This window comes from Nonomuraea sp. NPDC049421 (assembly GCF_040677005.1).
Classification (GTDB): domain Bacteria; phylum Actinomycetota; class Actinomycetes; order Streptosporangiales; family Streptosporangiaceae; genus Nonomuraea; species Nonomuraea salmonea.
This window is the reverse complement of the sequence record NZ_JBFAQA010000004.1, coordinates 45,576-67,685: the sequence shown is the minus strand read 5'-3', so window position 1 is coordinate 67,685 and position 22,110 is coordinate 45,576. Positions and strand designations below refer to the sequence as shown.

The 22,110-nt window shown below is 73.2% G+C and carries 23 protein-coding genes and 1 pseudogene; 9 read left to right on the top strand and 15 right to left on the bottom strand.

Translation table 11 applies throughout. From position 1 onward, the window contains the following. Both AB0K18_RS08505 and AB0K18_RS08500 read right to left on the bottom strand, forming a co-directional pair. On the bottom strand, positions 1 to 426 hold the full coding sequence (locus AB0K18_RS08505; RefSeq protein ID WP_364911793.1) for an SRPBCC family protein: 426 nt from the start codon (positions 424 to 426) through the stop codon (positions 1 to 3). Between the two features lie 10 nt (positions 427 to 436). Next, positions 437 to 1,333 (bottom strand): LysR family transcriptional regulator, encoded by an 897-nt coding sequence (locus AB0K18_RS08500; protein WP_364911791.1) that lies wholly within the window; start codon positions 1,331 to 1,333, stop codon positions 437 to 439. Between the two features lie 149 nt (positions 1,334 to 1,482). Between AB0K18_RS08500 and AB0K18_RS08495 the strand changes: the two genes are divergently transcribed. Continuing rightward, the gene (locus AB0K18_RS08495) at positions 1,483 to 2,334 is read left to right on the top strand and encodes an SDR family NAD(P)-dependent oxidoreductase (protein ID WP_364911789.1); all 852 of its coding nucleotides are present in this window, start codon (positions 1,483 to 1,485) and stop codon (positions 2,332 to 2,334) included. Positions 2,335 to 2,342: 8 nt separating this feature from the next. On the opposite strand, the gene AB0K18_RS08490 is transcribed toward AB0K18_RS08495, so the two are convergent. Then, positions 2,343 to 2,948 carry a TetR family transcriptional regulator gene (locus AB0K18_RS08490; RefSeq protein ID WP_364911786.1) on the bottom strand — a complete coding sequence of 202 codons (606 nt, stop codon included), beginning with the start codon at positions 2,946 to 2,948 and terminating at the stop codon, positions 2,343 to 2,345. A 105-nt stretch (positions 2,949 to 3,053) separates the two neighbouring features. On the opposite strand from AB0K18_RS08490, the gene AB0K18_RS08485 reads away from it, so the two are divergent. Then, positions 3,054 to 3,836, top strand: coding sequence for an SDR family oxidoreductase (locus AB0K18_RS08485; RefSeq protein WP_364911784.1), 783 nt, complete (start codon positions 3,054 to 3,056; stop codon positions 3,834 to 3,836). A gap of 7 nt (positions 3,837 to 3,843) precedes the next feature. On the opposite strand, the gene AB0K18_RS08480 is transcribed toward AB0K18_RS08485, so the two are convergent. After that, positions 3,844 to 4,422: a dihydrofolate reductase family protein gene (locus AB0K18_RS08480; RefSeq protein WP_364911781.1), complete on the bottom strand. Its 579-nt coding sequence runs from the start codon at positions 4,420 to 4,422 to the stop codon at positions 3,844 to 3,846. Positions 4,423 to 4,553: 131 nt separating this feature from the next. Continuing rightward, the gene (locus AB0K18_RS08475; protein ID WP_364911778.1) at positions 4,554 to 5,468 is read right to left on the bottom strand and encodes an aldo/keto reductase; all 915 of its coding nucleotides are present in this window, start codon (positions 5,466 to 5,468) and stop codon (positions 4,554 to 4,556) included. An 88-nt stretch (positions 5,469 to 5,556) separates the two neighbouring features. Between AB0K18_RS08475 and AB0K18_RS08470 the strand changes: the two genes are divergently transcribed. Further along, entirely contained in the window at positions 5,557 to 6,306 is a 750-nt protein-coding gene (locus AB0K18_RS08470) for a TetR/AcrR family transcriptional regulator (RefSeq protein ID WP_364911775.1), read from the top strand. 9 nt (positions 6,307 to 6,315) lie between these two features. Further along, the gene (locus tag AB0K18_RS08465; RefSeq protein WP_364911772.1) at positions 6,316 to 6,651 is read left to right on the top strand and encodes a hypothetical protein; all 336 of its coding nucleotides are present in this window, start codon (positions 6,316 to 6,318) and stop codon (positions 6,649 to 6,651) included. Positions 6,652 to 6,691: 40 nt separating this feature from the next. On the opposite strand, the gene AB0K18_RS08460 is transcribed toward AB0K18_RS08465, so the two are convergent. Continuing rightward, on the bottom strand, positions 6,692 to 7,204 hold the full coding sequence (locus AB0K18_RS08460; protein ID WP_364911769.1) for an N-acetyltransferase: 513 nt from the start codon (positions 7,202 to 7,204) through the stop codon (positions 6,692 to 6,694). A gap of 169 nt (positions 7,205 to 7,373) precedes the next feature. Beyond that, positions 7,374 to 8,570, bottom strand: coding sequence for an MFS transporter (locus tag AB0K18_RS08455; protein WP_364911766.1), 1,197 nt, complete (start codon positions 8,568 to 8,570; stop codon positions 7,374 to 7,376). Between the two features lie 59 nt (positions 8,571 to 8,629). Here AB0K18_RS08455 and AB0K18_RS08450 point away from each other — a divergent pair, with 59 nt between their 5' ends. Then, on the top strand, positions 8,630 to 9,667 hold the full coding sequence (locus AB0K18_RS08450) for a winged helix-turn-helix domain-containing protein (RefSeq protein WP_364911763.1): 1,038 nt from the start codon (positions 8,630 to 8,632) through the stop codon (positions 9,665 to 9,667). A gap of 136 nt (positions 9,668 to 9,803) precedes the next feature. Here AB0K18_RS08450 and AB0K18_RS08445 read toward each other — a convergent pair whose 3' ends face one another. Together AB0K18_RS08445 and AB0K18_RS08440 are read right to left on the bottom strand one after the other, a co-directional pair. Beyond that, on the bottom strand, positions 9,804 to 11,111 hold the full coding sequence (locus AB0K18_RS08445; protein WP_364911760.1) for an FAD-binding oxidoreductase: 1,308 nt from the start codon (positions 11,109 to 11,111) through the stop codon (positions 9,804 to 9,806). A gap of 34 nt (positions 11,112 to 11,145) precedes the next feature. After that, on the bottom strand, positions 11,146 to 11,655 hold the full coding sequence (locus AB0K18_RS08440; RefSeq protein WP_364911757.1) for a nuclear transport factor 2 family protein: 510 nt from the start codon (positions 11,653 to 11,655) through the stop codon (positions 11,146 to 11,148). A 122-nt stretch (positions 11,656 to 11,777) separates the two neighbouring features. Between AB0K18_RS08440 and AB0K18_RS08435 the strand changes: the two genes are divergently transcribed. Beyond that, a complete protein-coding gene (locus tag AB0K18_RS08435) occupies positions 11,778 to 12,671 on the top strand; it encodes a LysR family transcriptional regulator (protein WP_364911754.1) in 894 nt (297 codons plus the stop codon). Between the two features lie 242 nt (positions 12,672 to 12,913). Here AB0K18_RS08435 and AB0K18_RS08430 read toward each other — a convergent pair whose 3' ends face one another. Beyond that, positions 12,914 to 13,477 (bottom strand): TetR/AcrR family transcriptional regulator, encoded by a 564-nt coding sequence (locus AB0K18_RS08430; RefSeq protein WP_364911751.1) that lies wholly within the window; start codon positions 13,475 to 13,477, stop codon positions 12,914 to 12,916. 128 nt (positions 13,478 to 13,605) lie between these two features. Between AB0K18_RS08430 and AB0K18_RS08425 the strand changes: the two genes are divergently transcribed. The 3 genes and pseudogenes from AB0K18_RS08425 to mca all read left to right on the top strand — a co-directional run bounded on the left by AB0K18_RS08425 (position 13,606) and on the right by mca (position 16,015). After that, on the top strand, positions 13,606 to 14,520 hold the full coding sequence (locus AB0K18_RS08425; protein WP_364911748.1) for an NmrA/HSCARG family protein: 915 nt from the start codon (positions 13,606 to 13,608) through the stop codon (positions 14,518 to 14,520). Between the two features lie 439 nt (positions 14,521 to 14,959). Beyond that, positions 14,960 to 15,133: a hypothetical protein gene (locus AB0K18_RS08420; RefSeq protein ID WP_364911745.1), complete on the top strand. Its 174-nt coding sequence runs from the start codon at positions 14,960 to 14,962 to the stop codon at positions 15,131 to 15,133. Further along, a pseudogene (gene mca / locus AB0K18_RS08415) lies at positions 15,130 to 16,015 on the top strand (mycothiol conjugate amidase Mca). Before AB0K18_RS08420 ends, mca begins: the two are co-directional and overlap by 4 nt. Positions 16,016 to 16,181: 166 nt before the next feature. Here mca and AB0K18_RS08410 read toward each other — a convergent pair. Genes AB0K18_RS08410 through AB0K18_RS08390 form a run of 5 tightly spaced genes read right to left on the bottom strand, consistent with a single transcriptional unit; the run spans position 16,182 to position 22,042 of the window. Beyond that, on the bottom strand, positions 16,182 to 17,054 hold the full coding sequence (locus AB0K18_RS08410) for a hypothetical protein (RefSeq protein ID WP_364911743.1): 873 nt from the start codon (positions 17,052 to 17,054) through the stop codon (positions 16,182 to 16,184). Positions 17,055 to 17,080: 26 nt separating this feature from the next. Further along, complete coding sequence (locus AB0K18_RS08405; RefSeq protein WP_364911740.1) at positions 17,081 to 19,663, bottom strand: DUF6493 family protein; 2,583 nt, start codon at positions 19,661 to 19,663, stop codon at positions 17,081 to 17,083. A gap of 39 nt (positions 19,664 to 19,702) precedes the next feature. Further along, a complete protein-coding gene (locus AB0K18_RS08400) occupies positions 19,703 to 20,347 on the bottom strand; it encodes a response regulator transcription factor (protein ID WP_364911739.1) in 645 nt (214 codons plus the stop codon). Beyond that, entirely contained in the window at positions 20,338 to 21,441 is a 1,104-nt protein-coding gene (locus tag AB0K18_RS08395; protein ID WP_364911737.1) for a histidine kinase, read from the bottom strand. The genes AB0K18_RS08400 and AB0K18_RS08395 overlap by 10 nt, the downstream gene beginning before the upstream one ends. Beyond that, positions 21,425 to 22,042, bottom strand: coding sequence for a DedA family protein (locus AB0K18_RS08390; protein WP_364911734.1), 618 nt, complete (start codon positions 22,040 to 22,042; stop codon positions 21,425 to 21,427). Before AB0K18_RS08390 ends, AB0K18_RS08395 begins: the two co-directional genes overlap by 17 nt. Positions 22,043 to 22,110 lie beyond the last annotated feature (68 nt).

The window sequence follows — 22,110 nt, the reverse complement described above, 5'->3', positions numbered from 1 at the left end:
CTATGAGGTGGGCAGCAGGGCCGCGAGCTTGCGCAGCGAGCGGCGGGCCACGGCGTTCACCAGCGGCCGGATGAACGGCCAGGCCGCCACGCCGAGCGCCCCGAACGGCACCAGCAGCTCCTCCGCCCACACCACCCGGCTCCCCTCACCCTCGGGCCGCACCCGGATGGCGCCGCGCCCGCGCACCACCCGCCCGGTGTGATCGACCCGCATCAGGTACGGCGGCTCCCAGTGCGTGATCGTCATCGTGTCGAGGAACCCGAACGGCCGCAGGCCGGTGTACGCCTCCAGCCCGTCATCGCCCACCCGCCGCGCGGTCGTCATGAACATCCACTCCGGATGCCGCGGCCAGTCGGTGATCAGCGCGAACACCTGCTCGGGCGGCGCCGGCACATGGGCAGCGGCGGCGGCGTGGACGGCTCTCACCCCGCAGCACCTACCCACTGACGACCGGCTGAGCCGCGACCCGCGCCCGGCTGTGGCGGACGAACGCCCGCACCGCCGGTAGCCGGGCGTGCTCACGCAGCCAGACCAGCCGCAACGGCACCGGCTCCTTGTCGGCCAGCGGCAGGGTGACGGTGCCGGGCTGCTCGTCGAAGCCCTGCGCCGGGGGCGGGCACAGCACGACGGCCTGCCCCAGCCGGACCACCGCGAACAGCTGCATCCCGTCGCTCACGTCGGGCCCTGGACGCCCGGGGAAGCCTTCGGGCCACAGCTCCGGCGTCATCATCTGCAGGTTGCCGCCCTGCCAGCGCAGCACCGGCTCGTCGGCCAGGTCGGCCGTGGTGAGCGAAGAACGGCCGGCCAGCCGGTGGCTCGCCGACAGCATGACGTGCACCTGGTCGAGCAGCAGCGGCACGCCGTCCATGGTGGCGGGGTCGGGCGCGGCGCGCAGCAGCGCCAGATCGGCCGCGCCGGAGCGCAGCCGGTCGAGCTGGTCGGCGGCGTTGCCCACGACCGCCTCCGCCGGCACCGCGGGATCGCCGTCGTTGAAGGAGCGCACCAGGTCGTCCATCAGCGGGGCGTTGCAGCCGGAGGCCGTCACCGTCAGCGCCGACGGACCGCCGCCGGTGCGCCGGGCGCGGGCCAGCGCGTTGCCCGCCTGGGCGACCAGCGTGCGGGCCTCGGCCAGCAGCACCCGCCCGGCCGGCGTGAGCCCGACGTCGCCCGGTGAGCGCACCAGCAGCTCGGCGCCGACCTCGCGCTCCAGCGCCCTGATCGCGCGCGACAGCGCGGGCTGCGTCATCAGCAGCCGCTCGGCGGCCCTGGTGAAGTTGCGTTCCTCGGCCACCGCGATGAAGTAGCGCAACTGCCGGATCTCCACATCACTCACCCGCGCAGTCTTTCATGTGCGGCTATGCCGCCGCGGCATCGCGGCCTGCCCGATAGGAACTTCCGTCGCCGCAGGCGGCCGGTGTTGTCTGGTCAAGGCGCGGGCCGGGCCCGCCGCCCTTCCCGATCCCTTTCCTGAATGGATGACGCATGTCTACATATGTTCGCAAGGCAGTCGTGACCGCGGCGACCGGCGGCATCGGCCTGGAGACGGCCACGGCGCTGGCCGCGTCCGGCTTCGACGTCACGGTCGTCGGCCGCGACGCCGGGCGCGGCGCCGCCGCGGTGGCCCGCCTGGACGAGGTGGCGGGCCGCGCGGCGGGCCGGTTCCTGGCCGCCGACCTGTCCTCGCTGGAGGCCGCACGGGCCCTTGCCGGCCGGCTCGCCGACGAGGGGCCGCTGCAGCTGCTGGTCAACAACGTGGGCGGCATGTGGAGCAGGCGCCGCGAGAGCGCCGACGGCATCGAGGCGAGCGTCGCGGTCAACCACCTGTCGCCGTACGTGCTGACCGAGGCGCTGCTGGACACCCTCAAGGCGGGTGCGCCGAGCCGGATCGTGAACGTGACGTCCTCGGCCATCATGGCGGCCGACCCCACCTACGAGGAGACCGAGCCGCCCGGCCCCTACCACGGGATGGCCACCACCGGGCGGGCCAAGCTGGCCCACCTCGCGCACACCATGGACCTGGCCGCGCGGCTGGACGGCCAGGGCGTGGACGTCGTGGCCGTCGACCCGGGTCCCGCCGCCACGCCCAACGCCGCCGAGATGACGATCGACCTGCTGCCGCCGCCGATGCGGCCGCTGTGGGAGCAGGTCCTGCAGGGCGTCAAGCGCCCGGCCTCGGAGGCGGCCGCCGCCGTCGTGGCCGCCGCCACGGCCGACCTGCCCACCGGCACGCTGATCGGCCCGGCCGGCGTGCCGGACGACACCCTGCGGCAGTACCTCACCGAGGAGGTGACGGCCGCCGTACGCCGCTGGACGCCCCGCCTGCTCGGCGCCTGACCCGGCGGTCAGGAGAGGCTGCGGGCGTAGGCGGAGGTGAGCAGGCGGGCGGTGTCGATGACGTGCCGGCGGCGGCGGGCGTAGGCGGCGCACTCGTCGTCCTCGTCCAGGACCGCCCGGCACATCCCGGGCACCGCGAAGTTCCAGGCGATGAGCCCCATGAGGGTGAACAGCAGGTCCTGGCCGGCGCGTACGCACTCGGCCTGCTCCCGCTCGGGCACCACGCCGCTGCCGGCGAGGAAGCGCACCTTGCCGCGGAAGGCCTCCCGCCGCTCGGCGTCACCCGCCCCGGCGCCGCCCGCCTCCAGCGCCTCCCACAGCAGCAGCCTGATCAGCTCGGGATGCTCCTGGTACCAGTCGAACATCTGGCCGATCGACTCGGCCACCGCGTCGGGGTCGATCGACACCGAGCGGCTGACCTCTTCCAGCTTGGCCCGCACCACGGCGGCGAACAGCTTCTCCTTGCTGCCGTAGTAGAGGTAGATGGCCTGCTTGTTGGCCCTGGCCTCCTCGGCGATGCGGCCGACCCGCGCGCCGGCCAGGCCGTATCGGGCGAACTCGGCCGTGGCGGCCTCGAAGATGCGCCGTCTGGTGTCCTCCGCGTCGTAGGCCATGCGAGGAATTAAACCACCCGGTTGACTCTTGCGCCTCCTGGGGGCAGTATCGACCCCGGAAAGAAAAACATCCGGTTGGTTTATTTCGTCTGGAAGGGCATCCTCATGACCACACCCGTTCCCGTCCGCACGCCGCTGCCCGCCTCGCTGGCCGGCGCCACCGCGCTGCTCATCGGCGGCAGCTCCGGCATCGGCCTGGCCGCCGGCACCCTGCTGCGCTCGGTCGGCGCCCGCGTCGTGCTCCTCGGCCGCGACGCCGAGAAGCTCAAGGCCGCCGCGGAGCACGTACGAGCCGCCGCACCCGGCGGCGAGGACGACGTGCTCACCGTGGCCGGAGACGCCGGCGACGAGCGCACGCTGGACGAGGCATTCGAGCGGGCGGGCCAGGTGCAGCACGTCTACCTCACCGCGGGCGGCATCAGCGGCGCGGGCCCGCTGGCCGACCTGCCGCCCGACGACATCCGCGCCACCCTCGCCGACGGCCTGTGGCGGCCCTTCGCCGCCGCCCGCGCCGCGGCCACCCGCCTGCCCGCCGGCGGCTCGCTCACCTTCAGCTCCGGCATCCTCGTCACCCGGCCCATGCCCGCCATGACCGCCCCGCTCGCCGTCGCCGGCGGCGTGGAGATCCTCACCAGGGCACTGGCCGTCGAGCTCGCCGCCGCCCGCGTACGCGTCAACGCCATCCGCTACGGCCGCATCGACACCCCGCTGCTGCGCTTGCTGCCCGGCCTCGACTCCGACGAGGGCGTGGCCGCCGCCGGGCAGAGCGCCCCGCTCGGCCGCGTCGGCACCGCGCAGGAGGCCGCCGCCGCGGCGCTGTTCTGCATGGCCAACGGCTACGTCACCGGCCAGGTCATCACCGTCGACGGCGGTGAGAGCCTGGCCTGAGCACCGGTCAGGTGTGCAGGGTGGGGCGGTAGACGAGCTCCTGGGTGCGGCCGTCGAGCGTATGGGACCCCAGCAGCTCCAGATCGAAGTCCGCCGCACCCTTGAAGAGCGGGGACGTCCCCGTCTGCCCCGTGATGACCGGGAAGATCGTCACCTGCACCCGGTCGACCAGGCCCGCCGCCATCAGCGCGCGGTTCATCGCCAGGCTGCCGTGCGAACGCAGCGGCACCTTCGACTCCTCCTTCAGCCGCCGCACGACCTCGACGGCGTCGCCGCGCTCCACGGTCGCGTCGCGCCAGTCGACGGGCTCGGCGAGGGTGCTGGAGACGACGGTCGCGGGAAGGTCGCACATCCGCCGCACCCACGGATCGCGCACGTCCGCGTCGTCGGCGGCGCCGGCGAGCATGTCCACGAAGCTGCGGAAGGTGGTGGCGCCGAACACCATCCGCTGCTCCTCGCTGTAGCAGGCCAGGCGGTGATCCAGCAGTTCGGGGCCCTGCTTGCCCCAGTAGCCGCTCCAGCCGGCCGTCACCGAGCCGAAGCCGTCGAGACTGCTGAAGACGTCGAAGGTGTAGGTGACGGTCACGGCGCTGCTCCTCGCGTACGGGCGATCGGGTTCGTCCTCACAGACCACGCATCGGCCCGGAACTCATCGCCGCCGGGCTCCGCCGATTCTCACCGGCGCCCGCCCGTCCCGCCAGGGCACGGGAGGGACATTCACCGGACATTGCCGGCGTGGCGCTCCGCCGCCGCCGTCAGCGCGTCCAGCGTGGACTGGTGCGGCTGCCCGAGCCTGGCCTGCGACTCGTCGACCAGGCCGGTCAGGCGGGCCACCTCGTCGTCGGTCAGATCGGCGGCGATGCCGGCGGCGGCGACGTTGGCGCGCAGGTGGGCGGGGTTCGCCGTGCCGGGGATGACGAGCATGGCGGGTGAGCGGCGCAGCAGCCAGGCCAGCGCCACCTGGGCCGGCGTCACGCCCAGGCGTTGCGCGGGGCCCGCCAGCTCGGCGTAGCCGGCCAGCCGCCCCGAGGCCAGCGGGAAGTAGGGGACGAACATGATGCCCTGCTCCTCGCAGGCCTCGAGCACCTGGACGCCGCTGCGGTCGAGCAGGTTGAAGCGGTTCTGCACGGCCGCGATCGGCGTCATCTCCTGCGCGCGGGCCAGCAGCTCCGGCGAGGCGCCCGACAGGCCGATGCGGCGGATCAGCCCCTGCTCGCGGAGCTCGACCAGCACGCCGAGCGACTCCTCCAGCGGCACGTCGGTGTGCGTGCCGGGCATGTCGCCCGGCAGCCGCAGGTACGTCAGCTCGCTCGTCTCCGCGCCCATGTCGGCCAGCGCCTCGTGGACCTGCCTACGTACGGTGTCCGGGTGGTCGGTGATGATCCACGACCCGTCGGGGCCGCGCCCCGCGCCGACCTTGTTGCCGACGATCACCCCGTCGGGGAACGGGCGCAGCGCCTCGCCGATCAGCTGGTTCACGATGCGGGGCCCGTAGGCGTTCGCGGTGTCGAAGAACGTCACGCCCAGCTCGACCGCCAGGCGCAGCACCTGCCGTGCCGCCTCGGGGTCCTGCGGCGGGCCCCACACGTTCGGTCCCGCGAGCTGCATGGCGCCGTATCCCATCCGGTTCATCGGTTTCTCCCTCGCTGTATCACTGCGACGCTTCTATGCGTAGCACTGTTCCGTTCCAGTGTTACGCCAAATGCCGTAACATCGCAACGTGGACGACGAGAAGACCAGGACCAGGCAGCGGATCCTCGCCGCGGCGGCCGGCATCCTCGAACGCGAGGGCGCTCACGCGGTCTCCACCCGCTCCGTCGCCGCGGCGGCCGGCATCCGCGCCGCCTCGCTCTACCAGCTCTTCGGCGACAAAGACGCCCTCCTCGCCGCCCTGGCCGTGCACGGCTTCGACCTCTACCTGGCCGAGAAGCACGAGCTGGCCTACAGCGGCGACCCGGTCGAGGACATGCGCCGCGGCTGGGACATGCACGTCGACTTCGGCCTGCGCCACCCCGCCTTCTACGTGCTGATGTTCGGCACCGACCGCCCCGGCCGCCGCCCGCCCGCCGCCCAGGAGGCGCACGAGCTGCTGCTGGGCTACCTCGAGCGCATCGCCGCCGCCGGCCGCCTGCGCGTGCCGCCCCGCACCGCCGCCGGCCTCCTGCACGCCGCCGTCACCGGCGTCGCCCTGTCCCTGATCGGCGCCCCCGCCGCAGGGCCTCAAGGGCCGGACGGTCGCGTACCTGAGACCTCAGGACAGGAGTCCCGCCTGCCGGAGCTGTCCGCGAGGATGCGCGACACCCTCATCGCCTCGCTCACCACCGACCCGCCGCCGGCCGAGGACACCGGCCTCGCCTCCCGGGCCCTCGCCCTCGACGCCGCACTCACCGCCGCGCCACAGGACACCCTCCCGCTCCGCCCGGCCGAGACCGCCCTGCTGCGCGACTGGCTCGACCGGCTCGCCCGCTAGGGTGCCGCCATGACTCCCCTGGCCCCGTTCCGCTGGCTCAGCGTCTCCGAAGTGCGGGGCGGCGGCCCGCTCGGCTTCATCTTCAGCGTCGCGTTCTTCCGCGGCCTCACCCCCGTCGGGGTGGTACGCCGCTTCACCGGGGACACCGGCCTGTGGACCGGCCTCGACGGCGAGTTCTCCGACGATGACGACCCCGTGGCGGAGAGCTTCGCGGTGACCTTCGCGGTGACCTTCGCGGTGACCTTCGCGGTGACCTTCGCGGTGGCCGCGAAGGTCACCGAAGTGCCGTTCACCGAGGACTTCCTGCGGCGGCGGATGCTCGTGGGGCCCATCCGCATGGGATGAGGCGGCCCCCAGTCGTGCTGGGAGCCGCCGGTTGGATGGATCAGACGCCGAACGGCGCCGCGTAGCGGATCAGGCCGGTCGGGACCGGCCGTCCGGGGTCGAGGGCGAGGGCCATCATGTACTTGTCCTCGACCTCGAAGGGCGGGCGGATGCCGTGCCCGGAGGCCGGGGTGAAGCCGAAGCGCGGGTAATACTCGGCGTGGCCGAGCACCACCACCAGGTTTTCGCCCTGCTCGCGGGCGGCGTCGAGCGCGGCCCTGATGGCGGCGCCGCCGGCTCCTCGCCGCTGGTGCCCGGGCAGGACGGCGCACGGGCCGAGAGCGAGGGCGGGTTCGCCGCCGACGTGGCAGCGGGTGAGCAGCGCGTACCCGGCGGGCTCGCCGCCGGGGGTCTCGGCCAGCCAGGACAGGCCGGGCAGCCATGCCTGCGGGTCGGCCCGCAGCGCCTCGACGAGGTCGGCCTCGTGTGCGGTGGGGAAGGCGGCGAGGTTGATGTCGCGGATGGCGGCGACGTCACCGGCGCCCTCGGGACGGGTGATCCAGGAATGAGACAACGTAAGAACCCTTGTGAGAAAGGGGGCCCCGACGAGGTCGGCCCGTTCGGCTCAGGCCTGCGGGCGGACCGGGGCCCGGGATGTGAGGTCGGTCCGGGCGCTGCCCAGGGCAGCGGTCTTCGCCGCGGTCATCAACCTCACCTCCCCTCTCACGATCGAAAGCACCCTATCACCCGATCCCGCCTGGCGTGAGCACGCGCCACAGGCCCGCCACGGCCAGCACGGACGCCGCGCCCGCCGCGGCGACCACCTGGCCCGGCGCCACCGCCTCACCCAGCGCTCCGCCACCGGCCGCGAACAGCCCCTGCCACGTCATGGTCCCGGTCAGCGCCAGCCCGAGCGCCTGCCCCCTGTTCGCCTCCGGCACCACCTCGAGGAACCGCCGGGCCAGCCCCAGCTGGTACGCCACCCCGAACCCCGACACGGCCAGCAGCACCCCCGCCACGACGGGTCCCGGCGAGCCGGCGAACCCGAGCAGCGGCCCGCCGAGCAGCAGCGCCAGCGGCCCCGCCAGCCGCTCCCTCAGCCGCAGGGCGACCAGCCGCCCGATCACCAGGTTCCCGGCGAGCATGCCGAGCGCCACAGCGGTGAACAGCAATCCGGCCGCACCCGGCACCCCGACCTGAGCCGCGTACGGGACCAGCACCCCTTCGGCCCCCACCACCAGCGTGGGCGGCAACCACTGCGCCCACAGCAGCGCACGGACATCCGGCCGGCGCAGCAGCTCGCGGTTGACGCGCCAGGTCCGCCCCACCGCCGACCCGACGGCCGGACCACGGCCCGGCCGATCGGCCAGCCGGAACCGCAGCAGCGCGGCCGACACCAGGCAGCTCGCCACCGTGATCCACAGCGCCCCGTACGGGCCCACCGCGGCGATCAGCATCCCGCCCACGGCGAAGCCGAGCACTTGCGTGCCGCCCGCGGCCATGGAGAACACGGCCCGGCCCAGCACGTACCGGTCGCCGTCCAGCAGATCGGGCAGCAACGCGCTGCGCGCCGCCGAAGCGACCGCGCCCGGCACGCCGGTGACGAACACCAGCACCAGCATCGCCGCCGGCGGCAGCACCCCGGCCGCGAGCACCGCCGCGACGCCGGCCCTGACCAGGTCGTATCCGGCCATCACCGCCCGGGGCGGCCACCGGTCGGCGTACGCCAGCAGGAACGTGCCCCCGAGCGCGTACGGCAGGAAACCGGCCACGTAAGCCAGCGCGGCCAGCAGCGGCGATCCGGTGCCGGCGTAGACGGTCACCGACAGCGCGAGCATCTTCACCGTCTCGCCGCCGAGGTGAAGCGTGTAACCGGCGAACAGCACGCGGAACTGGCCCACCGCGAACACCTCGCGGTACGTGGCCCGGGTAGTGATCATGCGGGCCAGTCTCGGGGCGGTGCCCGCGCGGGCGTTAAGGTTTCGGGTGGAGGCGAAAAGTGCTGCTCATCGAGGTAGGCCCACTCGACGTGGCCCACACCCGCTACGCCATCTCCCCGCTGGGAGAGGCGATGAACGCACTCCGCGTCGCAGCCGGCGAGCAACCCGCCGGCCCCCTGCGCCCCTGGGCCGAACGCATCGCCCCCCGCTACAGGCAACTGCTGCGCGAGACCCCTGAGGTCGGGGCCCTGACCACGCTGTTCCGCCGCGACGCCTACAACGCCGACTTCATCCACCCCCCACCGACCCCCCGCAGACCGAACTCCACCGCGCTCACCACCCCCACCGGCCGCGAGGGTGACTTCACCGCCGAACTGGCCGTGGTGCGGGCGACCCCGCTGGCGCGGGTGCGCGCGGAGCTCGCCCGCAACCTGGCGGGGATGCGTACGCCGCCGCGCCACGTCCAGCAGATCCTGACCGCCCCCGACGTGCTCACGCGGCTCGCGGACGCGATCGAGGCGGCCTGGCACGCGCTGGTCGAGCCCGACTGGCCGCGGCTGCGCACGGTGCTGGAACGCGACCTCGTGCACCGCGCCGGGCAGCTGGCCATGGACGGCTGGGCCGCGGCGCTGTCCGACCTGGACCCGCGCGTACGCTGGCGCTCCGAGGCAGAGCGCGGCGTGATCGAGGTGCACGCCGGCCCCCGGGACGTGCAGGAGCGGCACCGGCTCGACGGCACGGGGCTGCTGCTGATGCCGACCGTCTTCGGCACCCTCATCAGCTACGTCGAGCCGCCCTGGCCGTACGCGCTGGTCTATCCGGCGCGCGGCGTCGCGAACCTGTTCGGGCCGCCACCCGCGCACGGCGGCGCGGCCGCCCTGGCCCGGCTGATCGGCCCGCACCGCGCGCAGATCCTGCGAGCGCTGGAGGCGCCCGCGACGACCACGCAGCTGGTCCGCCAGCTGGGCCTCAGCCTGGGCGCGGTCGGCGGCCACCTGGCCGTCCTACGCGGATCCGGCCTGGTCACCCGCACCAGGACCGGCCGCAGCGTCCGCTACGAACGCACCACCCTGGGCGACACCCTGACCGCCAGCTGACAGTGATGCTCGTCCCATGATCCTCGTCGCCGGAGGCTCGCCGCGTGGTCGCCACCCACCTGGTCACCCTGCTGCGCCAGGCCGGCCCCACAGAACCGGCGACGAGCCCGCGCTGACGGGCATAAAGGGGATGCATTCAGCCGGAGATGGGGAAGTTGGCACGGAAGGTGTTGCGCGGGTTGTGGTGGCGTTCGAGGTCGCGAAGGCGACGGAGCGCAGCGGGAGGGAAGGCGTCGGCCACTGATTCGCCGGGACTGAGAAAAGTGAAGGGTTTGCGTCCGCTCACCGGGAGAGCGTCGGTGAGCGCGCGTTGTCTGGCGGTGATGGCCTCGGTGGTTGCCGGGTCGGCCGGCACACCGAACAGGTAGAGCGCGTAGGGCTCGGTGATCGGGCCGTGCGGGCTGTCGGACGGGCGGGTGAATGCGCCGCCCAGGTGGCGTATCTGCACACTCATCAGCGGGGCGATCGGGTCGGCCAGCAGGGTCTTGGCGGCGGTGTCGTCCAGTTGGGTGAGCAGTTCGGCGCGTGAGGAGCCCGCGCTGGGGTCGGTCGGTTCGGCGGTGATGGTGCCGAGTTCGGCGACCGTCATGGTCCGTCTGCTGTCGGTGAGGGGGCGGGGCAGGCGGTCCAGGGGGCTGAGCAGGTCGCGGGCGGCGGCGGCCTGGCCGAGGTAGGCGGCATCGACGGCGATCATGGGGTCGGAGCCGGGGAAGTGCAGCAGGTCCAGCCAGACAGTCAGGTCGTCGGGGGCGGTGGCGGTGATCTGGCGGTAGGCGTCCATCACGTCCGGGGCGTGCTCGGCGGGCCACAGTAGCCGGCCGCCGTACAGGTGCGGCGCGCGGTGGAGGGCGAGTTCCAGGGCGGTGACGATCGCGAAGGAGCCGCCACCTCCGCGCATGGCCCAGAACAGGTCGTGGTTGGTGTCGGCGGTGATGCGCCGCGGCCGCCCTTCCGCGTCCACGATGTCGAAGGCGGTGACGCTGTCGGCGATCCAGCCGTGCTTGCGGCCGAACCAGCTCAGTCCGCCGCCGAGCGCGACACCGGTGACGCTGACGACCGGGGAACTGCCGGGCAGGCCGGTCAGGCCGTACGGCGCTGCGGCTGCCTGAAGGCCGCCCGAGGACACGCCCGCGCCGACGCGGGCGCGTCGGGCGGCCGGGTCGATCTGGAGGGAATCCAGACGGTGGGTGCGCAGCAGAATGGCGCCGTCCAGTTCGGTGGTGGCGCCATGGCCGTTGGGCTGGGCCGAGACGGCCATTTCGCGGGCACGGGCGAAGCGGACCACGGCCGCGACGTCGGCGTCGTCGGCCGCTTCGACCACGGCGGGAACGGCCTGTTCGACGGCGAGGTTCCAGGGGCGCCGGGCCTGGTCGAAACCGTCGTCTCCGGGAAGCAGAACCCGTCCGCGGACGATGGTGCGCAGGTCGTTGACCTTGTTGGTCATCTTTCTTCCGATCTTGGGTGGAGGGAAGGGACCGTCAGTTGTCGAAGATCGCGGTGGGGTCGCCGGTGTACCAGGTGTTGTCGATGCGAAGCCGACGGATCACCCAGCGGTCACCGTCGCGGACCAGGTCGACGTCGTAGGGGTTCTTCAGCAGCGCGTGTGTGGTGGAGTCGGCGATGAGCAGGTGCTGAGCTTCCACCAGGGCGGTGAGCCGGGCGGTGTCGCCATCGATCGTGATCCGCGTGTTGGTGACCTGGTGTGTGGTGTCCACCCGGCCGGTGAACAAGGCCAGAATGGTGGTGACGATGGTGTCGCGCCCGGACATCAGCGGCGGCTTGGCCCCCCACTTGGCGGCGGCCGGGCGGAAGTCCAGCTCAGCGTCGGGGGCGAAGGCCGAGGCGAACAGGGCCTTGTCCTTCAGGTCCTGACCCAGGCCGAACCGGTAGAGCGCATCGAGGATCTCGGCGCGGTCCCGTAGCTCCTGGACGACTGCGTTCGCGTCGGTGGTCGGAGCGGACAGGGCGTGCTCTGCGGTGACGTACATGCTTGCTCCCGTGCAGGTCACAATGACGATTGGTGTGCTCCACCTTCGTTGGGGAGCGACGGGCAGATCAATGCGGCTCTGTGGAAGAATCGTGAAGCTGGAGTTAACGATCTGGGGGTGACATGCTGGAGCGCCACGAGCTGGAGGCGTTCTTGACCCTGGCCGAGGAGTTGCACTTCGGCCGCACCGCCGAGCGCCTGCGCGTGTCCACCGCCCGGATCAGCCAAACGATCGCCAAGCTGGAGCGCCGAACTGGCGTGCCGTTGTTCACCCGCACCAGTCGCCGGGTGGAGTTGACCGCGGTTGGCCGGCAACTGTACGAAGAAGTCCGGCCCGCCTGGGACCAGATCGCCGCGGCGGTCGCGCGCGCGATCGACTCCGGGCGCGGCCTCACCGGCACCCTGCGGGTGGCCTTCGTAGGCGCGGCGGGTGGGCAACTGCTCGCCGGGGCCGCCGAGTTGTTCCGCCGTCGCCTGACGGACTGCGAGGTTCAGCTCCGCGAAGCGCAGATAGTCGACCTGATGCCCTGGCTGCGCGATGACCAGGTCGACCTCGCGCTGGGCACGTTCCCCATCGACGAGCCGGGCATCGTCACCGGTCCGGTGCTGGTGTCCGAAATGCGGATGCTCGCCGTGCCGTCCCAGCATCCGTTCGCCCGTCGTACGTCGGTCTCGCTCGACGATCTCGCCAGGGTGAAGCTCCTCCAGTTGCCGGACACCCTGCCGATCTCGCTGCGAGAGGACCGCACTCCGCGCGCCACTCCTGCGGGACGGCCGATCGACCCCGGCCCCTTGGCCTCGACGTTCAACGAGATGCTCACCCTCATCGGCGCCGGCCACGGCGCCTTCCCCGTCGGCGCCCAGGCCAGGCGCTACTACGCACGCCCCGACGTCGCCTATATCCCCATCAGCGACGCCCCGCCGCTGCGCTGGGGCCTGCTGTGGCGGACCGACGGCGCCACCGCTCGGGTCCGCGCCTTCGCCAAGGCCGCGCACGACCTGGTCAGCTCCTCCTGACCGCGGTATCCATGTTCAAACGGTTCGCGGATCAGCACCACTCGCAGCCCGTTCTTCAGTGCCAGAGGCAGATTCACTGATCATCTCTGCACGTCTGCTCGTACGCGGCTCTGCACGTCAATCAGTACGCCGACCTCGATCACTCAGGTGGTCGAACCCTTGATCTGAATGGGCGACATGCCAGTCCAGCAGCCGGTCCGGGGCGTCCTCAGCCTCACTGGTCAACAACCCAAGACAAGACTTCAGGGCTGCGGGCTGATGCCGGCCACGGTCAGGGTGAACAGGCGCTCCGCCGCCTCCTGGGCGTCGGGGCGGTGCTCGGTGGTCAGGACGATGCCGATGATCAGGGCCACCAGCTCGGAGACGGTGACGTCACCGTGCACCGCCTTGTCCTGCACGGCCCGGCGCAGCAGCGGCTCGCCGGCCTCCTCGATGCGCGTCGAGCAGGAGTTCTGGTGCACCGGCTCGCTCTCGCCGTCGTAGACGAGCGCGGCCGCCAGCCCCCGGGCGGCCACGCAGTAGGTGAGCAGGTCGTTCAGCCAGTCGAGCAGGGCGGCGCGGGCGTCGTCCTTGCCGGCCAGCTCGTCGGCGCGCTCGCACAGGGCGTCGATGCGCTGGTGGGAGACCGCCTGCAGCAGGGCGCGGCGGGTCGGGAAGTGGCGGCGCACGGTGGCCGAGCCGACGCCCGCGACGCGGGCGATCTGTTCGAGTGAGGCGGCGGCGCCGTGGGCGTCGACCTCCTGCTCGGCCACGGCGAGGATGCGCGCGTAGTTGCGCCGGGCGTCCGCGCGCTGGCGTTCGGGCATGGCGTCGTCTCCCCCTCACTAAATGGCGGGCCCCGCCGTTTCGGGTTGCTAAGTGGCGGGGGTCGCCATATCGTACCGCAAGAGGAAACGGCGGGCCCCGCCATTTTCCGTACTTCATGAGGAGCATCATGTCCGCATCCACCGCACCCGTCCTGGTCACCGGCGTGACCGGCAGGCAGGGCGGCGCCACCGCCCGCGCCCTGCTCGCCGCCGGCGTCCCCGTCCGCGCCCTCGTCCGCGACCCCGCCGCGGAACGCGCCAAGGCCGTCGAGGCGCTCGGCGCCGAACTCGTGACCGGCGACCTCGGCGACCGCGACTCCGTGGCCCGCGCCGCCGAGGGCGCCCGCGCCGTCTTCTCCGTGCAGATGCCGCCCTTCACCGCCGCCGGCGCCGACTTCGACGAGGAGGTGCGGATGGGCGTCAACCTCATCGAGGCCGCCAGGGCCGCCGGGGTGGCGCAGTTCGTGCACACCTCCGTCACCGGCGCCGGCCACCAGGCCGACATTCCCGGCTGGACCGAAGGCCGCTGGAGCGCCCTGAAGGCCCCGATCGAGGCCAAGGCCGCCATCCAGGACCGGCTGCGCGCGGCCGGCTTCCCCCGTTGGACGATCATCAAGCCGTCCTTCTTCATGGTGAACTTCCTGCCGTCCATGCGGTTCCTGTTCCCCCGCGGCGTCGAGGGCGGCCTGGTGAGCCTGCTCAAGCCGGACACCCGCGTGCCGCTCATCGACACCGAGGACGTCGGCACCGCGGCCGCCGCCGCCATCGCCGACCCGGACCGCTTCCACCAGGTCGAGCTGGAGCTGTGCGGCGACTTCCTGTCCATGGCGGAGATCGCCGCGACCCTCTCCCGCGTGCTGGGCGCCCCGCTGACGGCTCCCGACATGACCCTGGAGGAGGCGAAGGCGGCCGGGATGCCGGACATGGGGATCTCGCACGCGTACATGAACGTCAGGAGCCAGCCCGCCAGGCCCGAGTACGCCAAGGGCTTCGACATCCCCATGACGACCTTCGCCGAGTGGGCCGAGAAGACCCTGGTCTGACACTCGGACGCTCCTCCCTGGGCAGAGAATCTTGGGTCAGACCTAAGTTCATGGTTGACAAGATATTTAGGTCGGTACTAAGTTTAGGGCGAAGCCAAGAGAGAGGAGCGCTCATGAATCTGCGCACCACCCAGCCGAACGCCCGCACCACCTGTGACCAGCGCACCAGCCCGATCCGCCCGACCGCCAAGCCCGTGCCGCTCAAGCTGCCGCGCGGCAAGAAGGGCCGCTGAGGAGGCACCCCCTGAACGTCCACCTCACTCCCAGCGAGATCACGGCCGTCACCGAGCACCTCGGCCTCCTCCAGGCGGGCGTCCCCGGCCTGCTGGCCGACGCCGACCTCACCCCGGGCACGCCGCGACCGGCGGCGTGCCCGGCCGGTGGGTCAACGCCTCAGGACGGCCCGCCACCGAGGCCGCTCGCGGCGGGCTCGCGGGGGGTGCTGCTGGACGACGCCCGCCGCCTGGCCGCCGCGGCCCCGCGGGCCGTCCTCGACGTGTACGAAGGCCTGCCCCACGTCTTCCACCTGGCGATGCTGACCGGCGCCGTCCTGCCCGCCATGACCACGTTCCTCCGCTGCCTGGCGGACTTCGTCCACGAAAGGCCCCTGTGACCTCACCCCTGCGCCTGATGAGCGTGCACGCCCACCCCGACGACGAGTCGAGCAAGGGCGCCGCCACGCTGGCCAAATACGCCGCCGATGGCGTGGACGTGCTCGTCGTCACCTGCACCGGCGGGGAACGCGGCGACGTGCTCAACCCCGCCATGGACAAGCCCGGCGTCCGCGAGAACCTCGCCGAGATCCGCCGCGCCGAGATGGCCGCCGCCCGCGAGATCCTCGGCGTACGCCAGCACTTCCTCGGCTACGTCGACTCCGGCCTGCCAGGACCCGGCGAGCCCCTGCCCGGCGACTGCTTCGCCCGCCGGCCCGTCGAGGAGGCGGCCGGGCGGCTGGTGGCGCTCATCCGCTCCTTCCGCCCGCACGTGATCATCACCTACACATACCGGCGGCTACCCGCACCCCGACCACGTCCACACCCACCGGGTGACCGTGGCCGCCTTCGACGCCGCCACCGACCCGGGCCGCCACCCCGGGGCGGGCCCGCCGTGGCGGCCGGCCAAGCTCTACTACCACGGCGCCCTGTCCAGGGCGTGGTTCCAGGCCATGCACGACGCCATGACCGCGCGCGGCCTCGACTCCGGCATGGCCGACGTCCTCGCCGAGTTCCCCGCCGAGGTCCCCGCCGAGGTCCCCGCCGACGCACCGGATCCCGGCTTCACCACCCGCGTCCCCTGCGCCGATCACTTCGCCACCAGGGACCGGGCGCTGCTCGCCCACGCCACCCAGATCGACCCCGCAGGCGGCTTCATGCTGCATGACCGCGACGTCGAACGCGAGGTCTGGCCCACGGAGGACTACCTTCTCGCCCGCACCGACGTCGAGGTCGCTCTCCCGGAGAACGACTTGTTCGCCGGCCTGCGTACCACCCCGTGACCGCACCCCAGGAAGACCAGCCAGCCTGGTCACGGCGTCGCACGCCGCCGGCGCCCACGCCGGGCAAGCGAGCCGCGGTGGCCCGGAGCGCACGCGCCGATCGTTCTGATGGGGCGGGCCGCCCAAGGAGCGGCCGGGACCGGCCAGAAGCTCAAGGCCGGGGTGGTCAGAAGCCGAGCAGCTGCGGCCCGTCCGTGAGCCGCCCCAGCATGCCCGGCACCGCCGCCCGCACCGTGGCCATGCTCTCGGCGGGCAGGTCGAGGCGGACCTCGAAGACGGTCTCGGTCCGCAGGCGGTCGGCGGCCCGCGGGGTCAGCTCGACCCGCAGCGTCGCACCGTCGAGGGTCAGTGAGCGCAGGCCGCCGTCGGTGGCGCCCTCCGGGTGGCGCGCCAGGTAGTACGTCTCCTCGTGCACGGTCAGCACGACCGCCTCGGCGTCGGGGTCGTCGGGCCGCTCGCCCAGCCAGAGCAGCCGCTGTCCCGGCACGGGCTCGGAGTCCTCCTCGTGCCCGGCGACGCGGGCGGTCATGCCGGCGGCAGGGGTGTAGGACACCTCGCCGGTGATCGGCGGGGCCGGCCGGTGCTCGTCGAAGGGAGAGTGCCACGGCCGCTCGTCCAGCAGCGGGACGGGCAGCCCGAACGGCATGGCGGTCGGCAGCGCCGCAAGCAGCCACTCCGGCGGCACGTCGCGGGGGAACATGGTCAGCTCCCCCAGCGCCGCCGCCGGCTCCACCAGCGCGAACGGCATCGCCTCACCGTCGGCCCTGCAGCCATGACCCCGGCTGCCGGAGGTGAACTCCAGCTCACAGCTGAACCAGGTGCCCTTCCCCTTGCGATAGGACAGCTCGCGCAGCCGTTCAAGGGACTCGTCCAGGCCATCGACCTCGCCATCGACCTCGCAAGGCCGCCCGTCGCCCAGCACGGTCGTCACCCCGGACGCGCCCAGCTGCGCCCGTCGCACCGTCACCCGCGAGGCGTCCGGGACGGCGGCGCGCACCAGATCGCCGATGTGCATGCGCGTGTCGTGCCCCTCGTCCATCTGACGGGGAAACCTGCGGTGCGCCATCATGCCCCTTCCCGAGCGACGTTCGCCGAAGTGTCAGTGGTGAGCAGCGCGTGCAGGGCCCGCAGCTCGCTCAGCAGCGCGCTGCTCCCCTTGCGCGCCGCCAGGTCGCGCACCCGCGGGATCTCCCCGCGCGCCCCGCACCGCCCCGCGACGGTGCCGGCCAGCGCGACGAAGGCGGCCGACCCGTTGCGCGGCCGCGCGCCCGGCTCGGGCAGCACCACGGGCAGCGCCGCCGCCATGATCTCCCACACCTGCGCGTGCGCGCCCCGCTGCGCGGCCGTGTCGAGCGCGGCGATCATGTCGCTCATCTTGACCTCGCCGCTCGCCAGCAGCAGCCCGGCCTGCCTGCCGACCTCGGCCGCCGGTAACTCGCCACGCGCGGCCACCTCCAGCAGCACATCGACCGCCTCCGTCTCCTGCGGGTCGCCCAGCACCCGCGCCAGCACCGCCGCGAACGCCGCCCCGGCCGGCCCGCCGGCCCGCGCCAGCGCCCGCGCGTGCTCCCCCCGCACGTGCGGCCGGCCGTAGGAGTGCACGACGTAGGGGCCGAGGTGCGCCGCGGCCGTCTCCCGATGGAAGGGCAGCATGGCGGGCCACCAGTCGAGATGACGCACCTCGGCGTCGGAGGAGAGGGAGGGCTCGAAGCGGTTGAGCAGGAAGTCGGCCAGCGGCAACCCGGTGCGCGCCGCCCGGCGGACGAGGAGGTGCGGCCTGCTGTAGTGGTGGTGGTCGCGGGCGTGCCAGTCGTGCTCGGGCCCGTGGTCGCCGCACCGCCACTGCAGGCCCAGCTCGGTCTCCGGGTGCCGCCAGGCGGCCAGGATGCGCCCGGCCGGCGACGTCAGGTGCCCCGCCTCGACCGGCTCATCGGGGGGCAGCCGCAGCAGTGCCTGCTGGAAGTCGGCGGCCAGTGGCTTGGCGCCCGCCGCCTCCAGCACCTCGAGCCGGCGCACCAGCTCGGCCGGCGCCACGTGCCCGGTGTCGTGGGTGGGGGTGGCCAGCAGCAGCGGCGGCAGCGTGCCCTCATCCAGGGCGCGCAGGATCTCCGCCGCGCGGTGCAGCAGCACCCGCTGCGGGACGGCCAGCCCTCCTGACGGCAGCAGCGTGCGCCACGCCGGCTGGTCGGAGCCGAGGCCGACGATGTGCGTGACCGCCCCCCTGAACCAGTCGTCCACCGAGTCCCAGAACGAGGACTGGTATTGCCAGCGCCACCACGGCTGCCTGAGGCCCTCCAGCCTGGCGGCCAGGCCGGCGCGGTCGCGACCGGCCAGCGTGACGAACCCGGCCAGCAGCCGTTCCCACGTCTGCCACGTCCGGGACATGGACACCCACAGCGTCACCAGCTCGTCGGGAGTGGCGGGCGGCTCTTCGAAGGGCCGGGCCCGCTCGGGCGCAGCGGGCAGCGGCGGCGGCGCGAAGACCGGCTCGGCCGCCGCCGCACCGCCGAAGGCCGCCGCGAGGCGGCCGCCCAGCCGGGGCGGCAGCAGCTCGATCGCCTCGCGCACGGCCGCGCGCCCCTCCTCGTCCATCGCCGCCGCGTGGGCCAGCGCCAGTTCGGCCGCCTTCTCCTGCAGCTCGGCCGACTCGGCGGCGAACGCCCTGGCCAGCGGCGCGGCCACCACGCCGGCCAGCTCGGGCCGCCGGCGCACCGCCGCCTGCAGCCACGACAGCCCGGCCCGCACCAGCTTGCGCTCCTGGCGGAACAGCAGCGACTCCCACGCCTCGGCCAGGTCGTCGGCCGTCAGCGCCGAGCAGCCGCGCAGGCGCTTGGCGGCCGCCTCGGCGACCTGGCCGGGCGCGGCGGGCAGCAGCCGGAGGTAGTCGCGGGCGCGGCCGTCGACCTCGCCGGGCGCCGGATCGAGGGCCTCGTGCAGGTGGACGAAGAAACGCAGCTCGACGGGGGCGCCGCCGAGCAGGAACCGGCGCAGGCAGCCGTCGAGGAGATCGGCCCGCCGCACCCGGCCGCTGTCGGCGAGGTCAAGGAGCGCGCCGAGCCAGCCCTGGTCGGGATCGCTCTGCCACTGCAGCTGACGCCCCACGCCCTGCGCCTCGAACAGCCGTGGCAGCAGGTGGTCGAGCAGCGGGTCGTCGGCCAGGCCCTTGGGCGGCTCGGACACCCAGCCGGCCACGAGCACGTCGTGCGGCGGCGGCTCGATGCCGGTCTCGCGCAGCAGGGCGAGCGCCAGCCGCATGCCGCGGTCGTCGGCGGTGCGCAGCCGCAGCGTCAGCCGCTCGGCCAGGTCGGCACGCCAGGCGGCGGGACGGTCGGCGATGACGGCGAGGACGAGATCGACGTCGTTGTCGGGGCCGGCCCACTGGGGCGCGTAGGCCCGGCGGTAGAGCCAGGACGCGACGGCCGCCGCGCCGCCCAGCGTGGCCGCGCCCGCCACGCGCAGCGCGGGGCCGAAGTCGGCCAGCCCGTCGCTCTCCCACGGGCTGAAGGTGGCCGTCAGCTCCTTCAGCAGCTGCGGCAGCTCGGCCGCGACCCGCTTGCGCGCGGGCTCGTCGAGGGCCTTGACGCGCTCGGCGAGCCGGTCGGCGTGGCGCTGCCAGATCAGCTTCCTGATCTCGTCCTCATGATCCATGGCGGGGACGGTAGCGGGCCGCGCCGACAATTCTCCGGGTCAGGTCTCCAGGAAGTGCAGGACCGCCAGGACGCGCCGGCTGTAGCCGGTGATGTGGGACAGGTCGAGCTTGTCGAACAGCGAGTTGACGTGCTTTTCCACCGCGCTCTGGGAGACGTGCAGGGCCTGGGCGATGGAGGCGTTGGTGAGCCCTTGGGCCATGAGCTCCAGCACCTCGCGTTCGCGGGCGGTGAGCTTGGACAGCGGGTCCTGCTGGGTGGTGCGGGCCAGCAGCTGGCGCACCACCTCGGGGTCGAAGGCGGCGCCGCCCGCGCCCACGCGTTCGAGCGCGTCGAGGAAGTCGCCGACCTGGCCGACGCGGTCTTTGAGCAGGTAGCCGACGCCTTCGACGTCGGAGCTCATCAGCTCGGTGGCGTAGCGCTTCTCGACGTACTGCGACAGCACGAGCACCTTGACCGACGGCCGGCGCTTGCGGATCTCCAGCGCCGCGCGCAGGCCCTCGTCGGTGTGGGTGGGCGGCATGCGCACGTCGACCACCACGATGTCGGGCTCGTGCTGCTCGACGGCCTCGATGAGCGCCTCGCCGTCGCTGACGGCGGCCGGGACCTCGTGGCCCTCCTCCAGCAGCAGGCGTACGAGGCCCTCGCGCAGCAGCGTGGAGTCCTCAGCCAGGATCACCCGCACGGCAGCACCGCCGTGACCGTGGTGGGGCCGCCGGCGGGGCTGTCGACCTCGAAGCGGCCGTCGAGCGCCGCCACCCGCCTGGCCAGCCCCGACAGGCCGCCGCCCGTCGGGCGCGCGCCGCCCGAGCCGTCGTCGCGCACGCGTACGACCACCGCCGCCCCCTCCTTGTGCACCCCGACCGTGATGGCCGCCGCCCCGGCGTGCTTGGCGGCGTTGGTCACCGCCTCGCACACCACGAAGTACGCCGCCGTCTCCACCGCCATCGGGGGACGTTCCGGCAGCCGGCAATCTACCGTGACCGGCACGCTCGAGCGTTCCGCGACCCCGGCGAGCGCCTCGCCGAGGCCGAGCGAGTCGAGCCCGCTCGGGTAGACGCGCCAGGCCACCTCGCGCAGCTCGGCCAGCGCGTGCTGGGCTTCGGCGTGCGCCTGTTCCAGCAGCTCGGGACGGCCGCGGCGGGAGCGTCCGATGAGCATCGACAGCGCGACCAGGCGCTGCTGCAGCCCGTCGTGCAGGTCGCGCTCGATGCGGCGGCGCTCGGAGTCGACCGCCGCGACGATGCCGGCCCGGCTCTCGGCCAGCTCGGTGATGCGGCGCCGCAGCTGCTCGGTCGGGTCGGGGCCGAGCAGGCGGACGGCCAGCCGGCGTTCGAGCGCGTGCACGCCCGCCACACCGGACAGGTCCAGGAAGAGCAGGACGAAACCCCCGGTCAGGATGTACGCCACCAGCGGCGCCGTCGGCTCCATCCCGTCGAACGGCCGGCCCGCGGCCCAGGCGGCCAGCAACGGCACCGCGACCTTCACCCCGGCGACCAGCAGCGCGATCACCAGCCCGCCGAGCACTCCGACGGGCACCCGCGCCGCCAGGTAGCGCGCGGCCCTGCCGCCCCGCGCGTCCTCCAGGGCGTCCAGGTGGGAGGTGTCCAGCCGCAGGCGGCGCGCCTCCAGGCGGGCCAGCCGGCGGGCGGAGGCAAGGACGTTCGGGTGGCCGAGGAACGGCAGCGTCAGCACCAGGAACACCAGCTCGGCGAACGCGGTCGCAGCGCCTGCCGTGACCGCCGCGGCCACCCGCAGACCCTCAGCGACGACTCGCATGCTTGCCCTTGCGCCGCTCGGCCAGGCGGACCCCGATGAACAGCAGGATCGCCAGGACCACGACGGCGATCACCACGTTGGTGCCGACGCCGACGTAGGTCTCGACCAGCTCCCACTGCTCGCCCAGGAGATAGCCGGCCATGACGAAGAGCGTGTTCCAGATGGCGCTGCCGGCCGTGGTGAGCAGCGTGAACTTGATCAGCGGCATGCGCTCGACGCCGGCCGGGATGGAGATCAGGCTGCGGAAGATGGGGATCATCCGGCCGAAGAAGACGGTCTTGCCGCCGTGACGCTGGAAGAACGCCTCGGTCTTCTCGATGTCGGAGATCTTGATCAGGGGGAGCTTGCCGGCGATGGCCAGCGTGCGTTCCCTGCCCAGCAGCGCGCCCACGCCGTAGAGTGCGAGTGCGCCGATCACCGAGCCCAGCGTCGTCCAGACGAGCACGTCGAGCAGTTGCATCTTGCCCCTGCTCGCCGTGAAACCGGACAGTGGCAGGATCACCTCGCTCGGAAGAGGCGGGAAAAGGTTTTCCAGCGCGATGGCGAGACCGGCCCCGGGTGCTCCGAGGCGGTCCATGAGTCCTACCAGCCAGTCAGTCATGCGATCCAGGCTATGGAAGATCGGGCCGAGTGCGGAATGTGGTCGCTGCCCGTTCGGCACTGCGGCAA

Bases quoted from the DNA above. Each gene is read 5' to 3' on its own strand.
- AB0K18_RS08495 (WP_364911789.1), top strand. From the start codon at position 1,483: ATGTCTACATATGTTCGCAAGGCAGTCGTGACCGCGGCGACCGGCGGC.
- AB0K18_RS08490 (WP_364911786.1), bottom strand. From the start codon at position 2,948: ATGGCCTACGACGCGGAGGACACCAGACGGCGCATCTTCGAGGCCGCC.
- AB0K18_RS08485 (WP_364911784.1), top strand. From the start codon at position 3,054: ATGACCACACCCGTTCCCGTCCGCACGCCGCTGCCCGCCTCGCTGGCC.
- AB0K18_RS08475 (WP_364911778.1), bottom strand. From the start codon at position 5,468: ATGAACCGGATGGGATACGGCGCCATGCAGCTCGCGGGACCGAACGTG.
- AB0K18_RS08465 (WP_364911772.1), top strand. From the start codon at position 6,316: ATGACTCCCCTGGCCCCGTTCCGCTGGCTCAGCGTCTCCGAAGTGCGG.
- AB0K18_RS08455 (WP_364911766.1), bottom strand. From the start codon at position 8,570: ATGATCACTACCCGGGCCACGTACCGCGAGGTGTTCGCGGTGGGCCAG.
- AB0K18_RS08445 (WP_364911760.1), bottom strand. From the start codon at position 11,111: ATGACCAACAAGGTCAACGACCTGCGCACCATCGTCCGCGGACGGGTT.
- AB0K18_RS08440 (WP_364911757.1), bottom strand. From the start codon at position 11,655: ATGTACGTCACCGCAGAGCACGCCCTGTCCGCTCCGACCACCGACGCG.
- AB0K18_RS08435 (WP_364911754.1), top strand. From the start codon at position 11,778: ATGCTGGAGCGCCACGAGCTGGAGGCGTTCTTGACCCTGGCCGAGGAG.
- AB0K18_RS08430 (WP_364911751.1), bottom strand. From the start codon at position 13,477: ATGCCCGAACGCCAGCGCGCGGACGCCCGGCGCAACTACGCGCGCATC.
- AB0K18_RS08425 (WP_364911748.1), top strand. From the start codon at position 13,606: ATGTCCGCATCCACCGCACCCGTCCTGGTCACCGGCGTGACCGGCAGG.
- AB0K18_RS08410 (WP_364911743.1), bottom strand. From the start codon at position 17,054: ATGGACGAGGGGCACGACACGCGCATGCACATCGGCGATCTGGTGCGC.
- AB0K18_RS08405 (WP_364911740.1), bottom strand. From the start codon at position 19,663: ATGGATCATGAGGACGAGATCAGGAAGCTGATCTGGCAGCGCCACGCC.
- AB0K18_RS08395 (WP_364911737.1), bottom strand. From the start codon at position 21,441: ATGCGAGTCGTCGCTGAGGGTCTGCGGGTGGCCGCGGCGGTCACGGCA.
- AB0K18_RS08390 (WP_364911734.1), bottom strand. From the start codon at position 22,042: ATGACTGACTGGCTGGTAGGACTCATGGACCGCCTCGGAGCACCCGGG.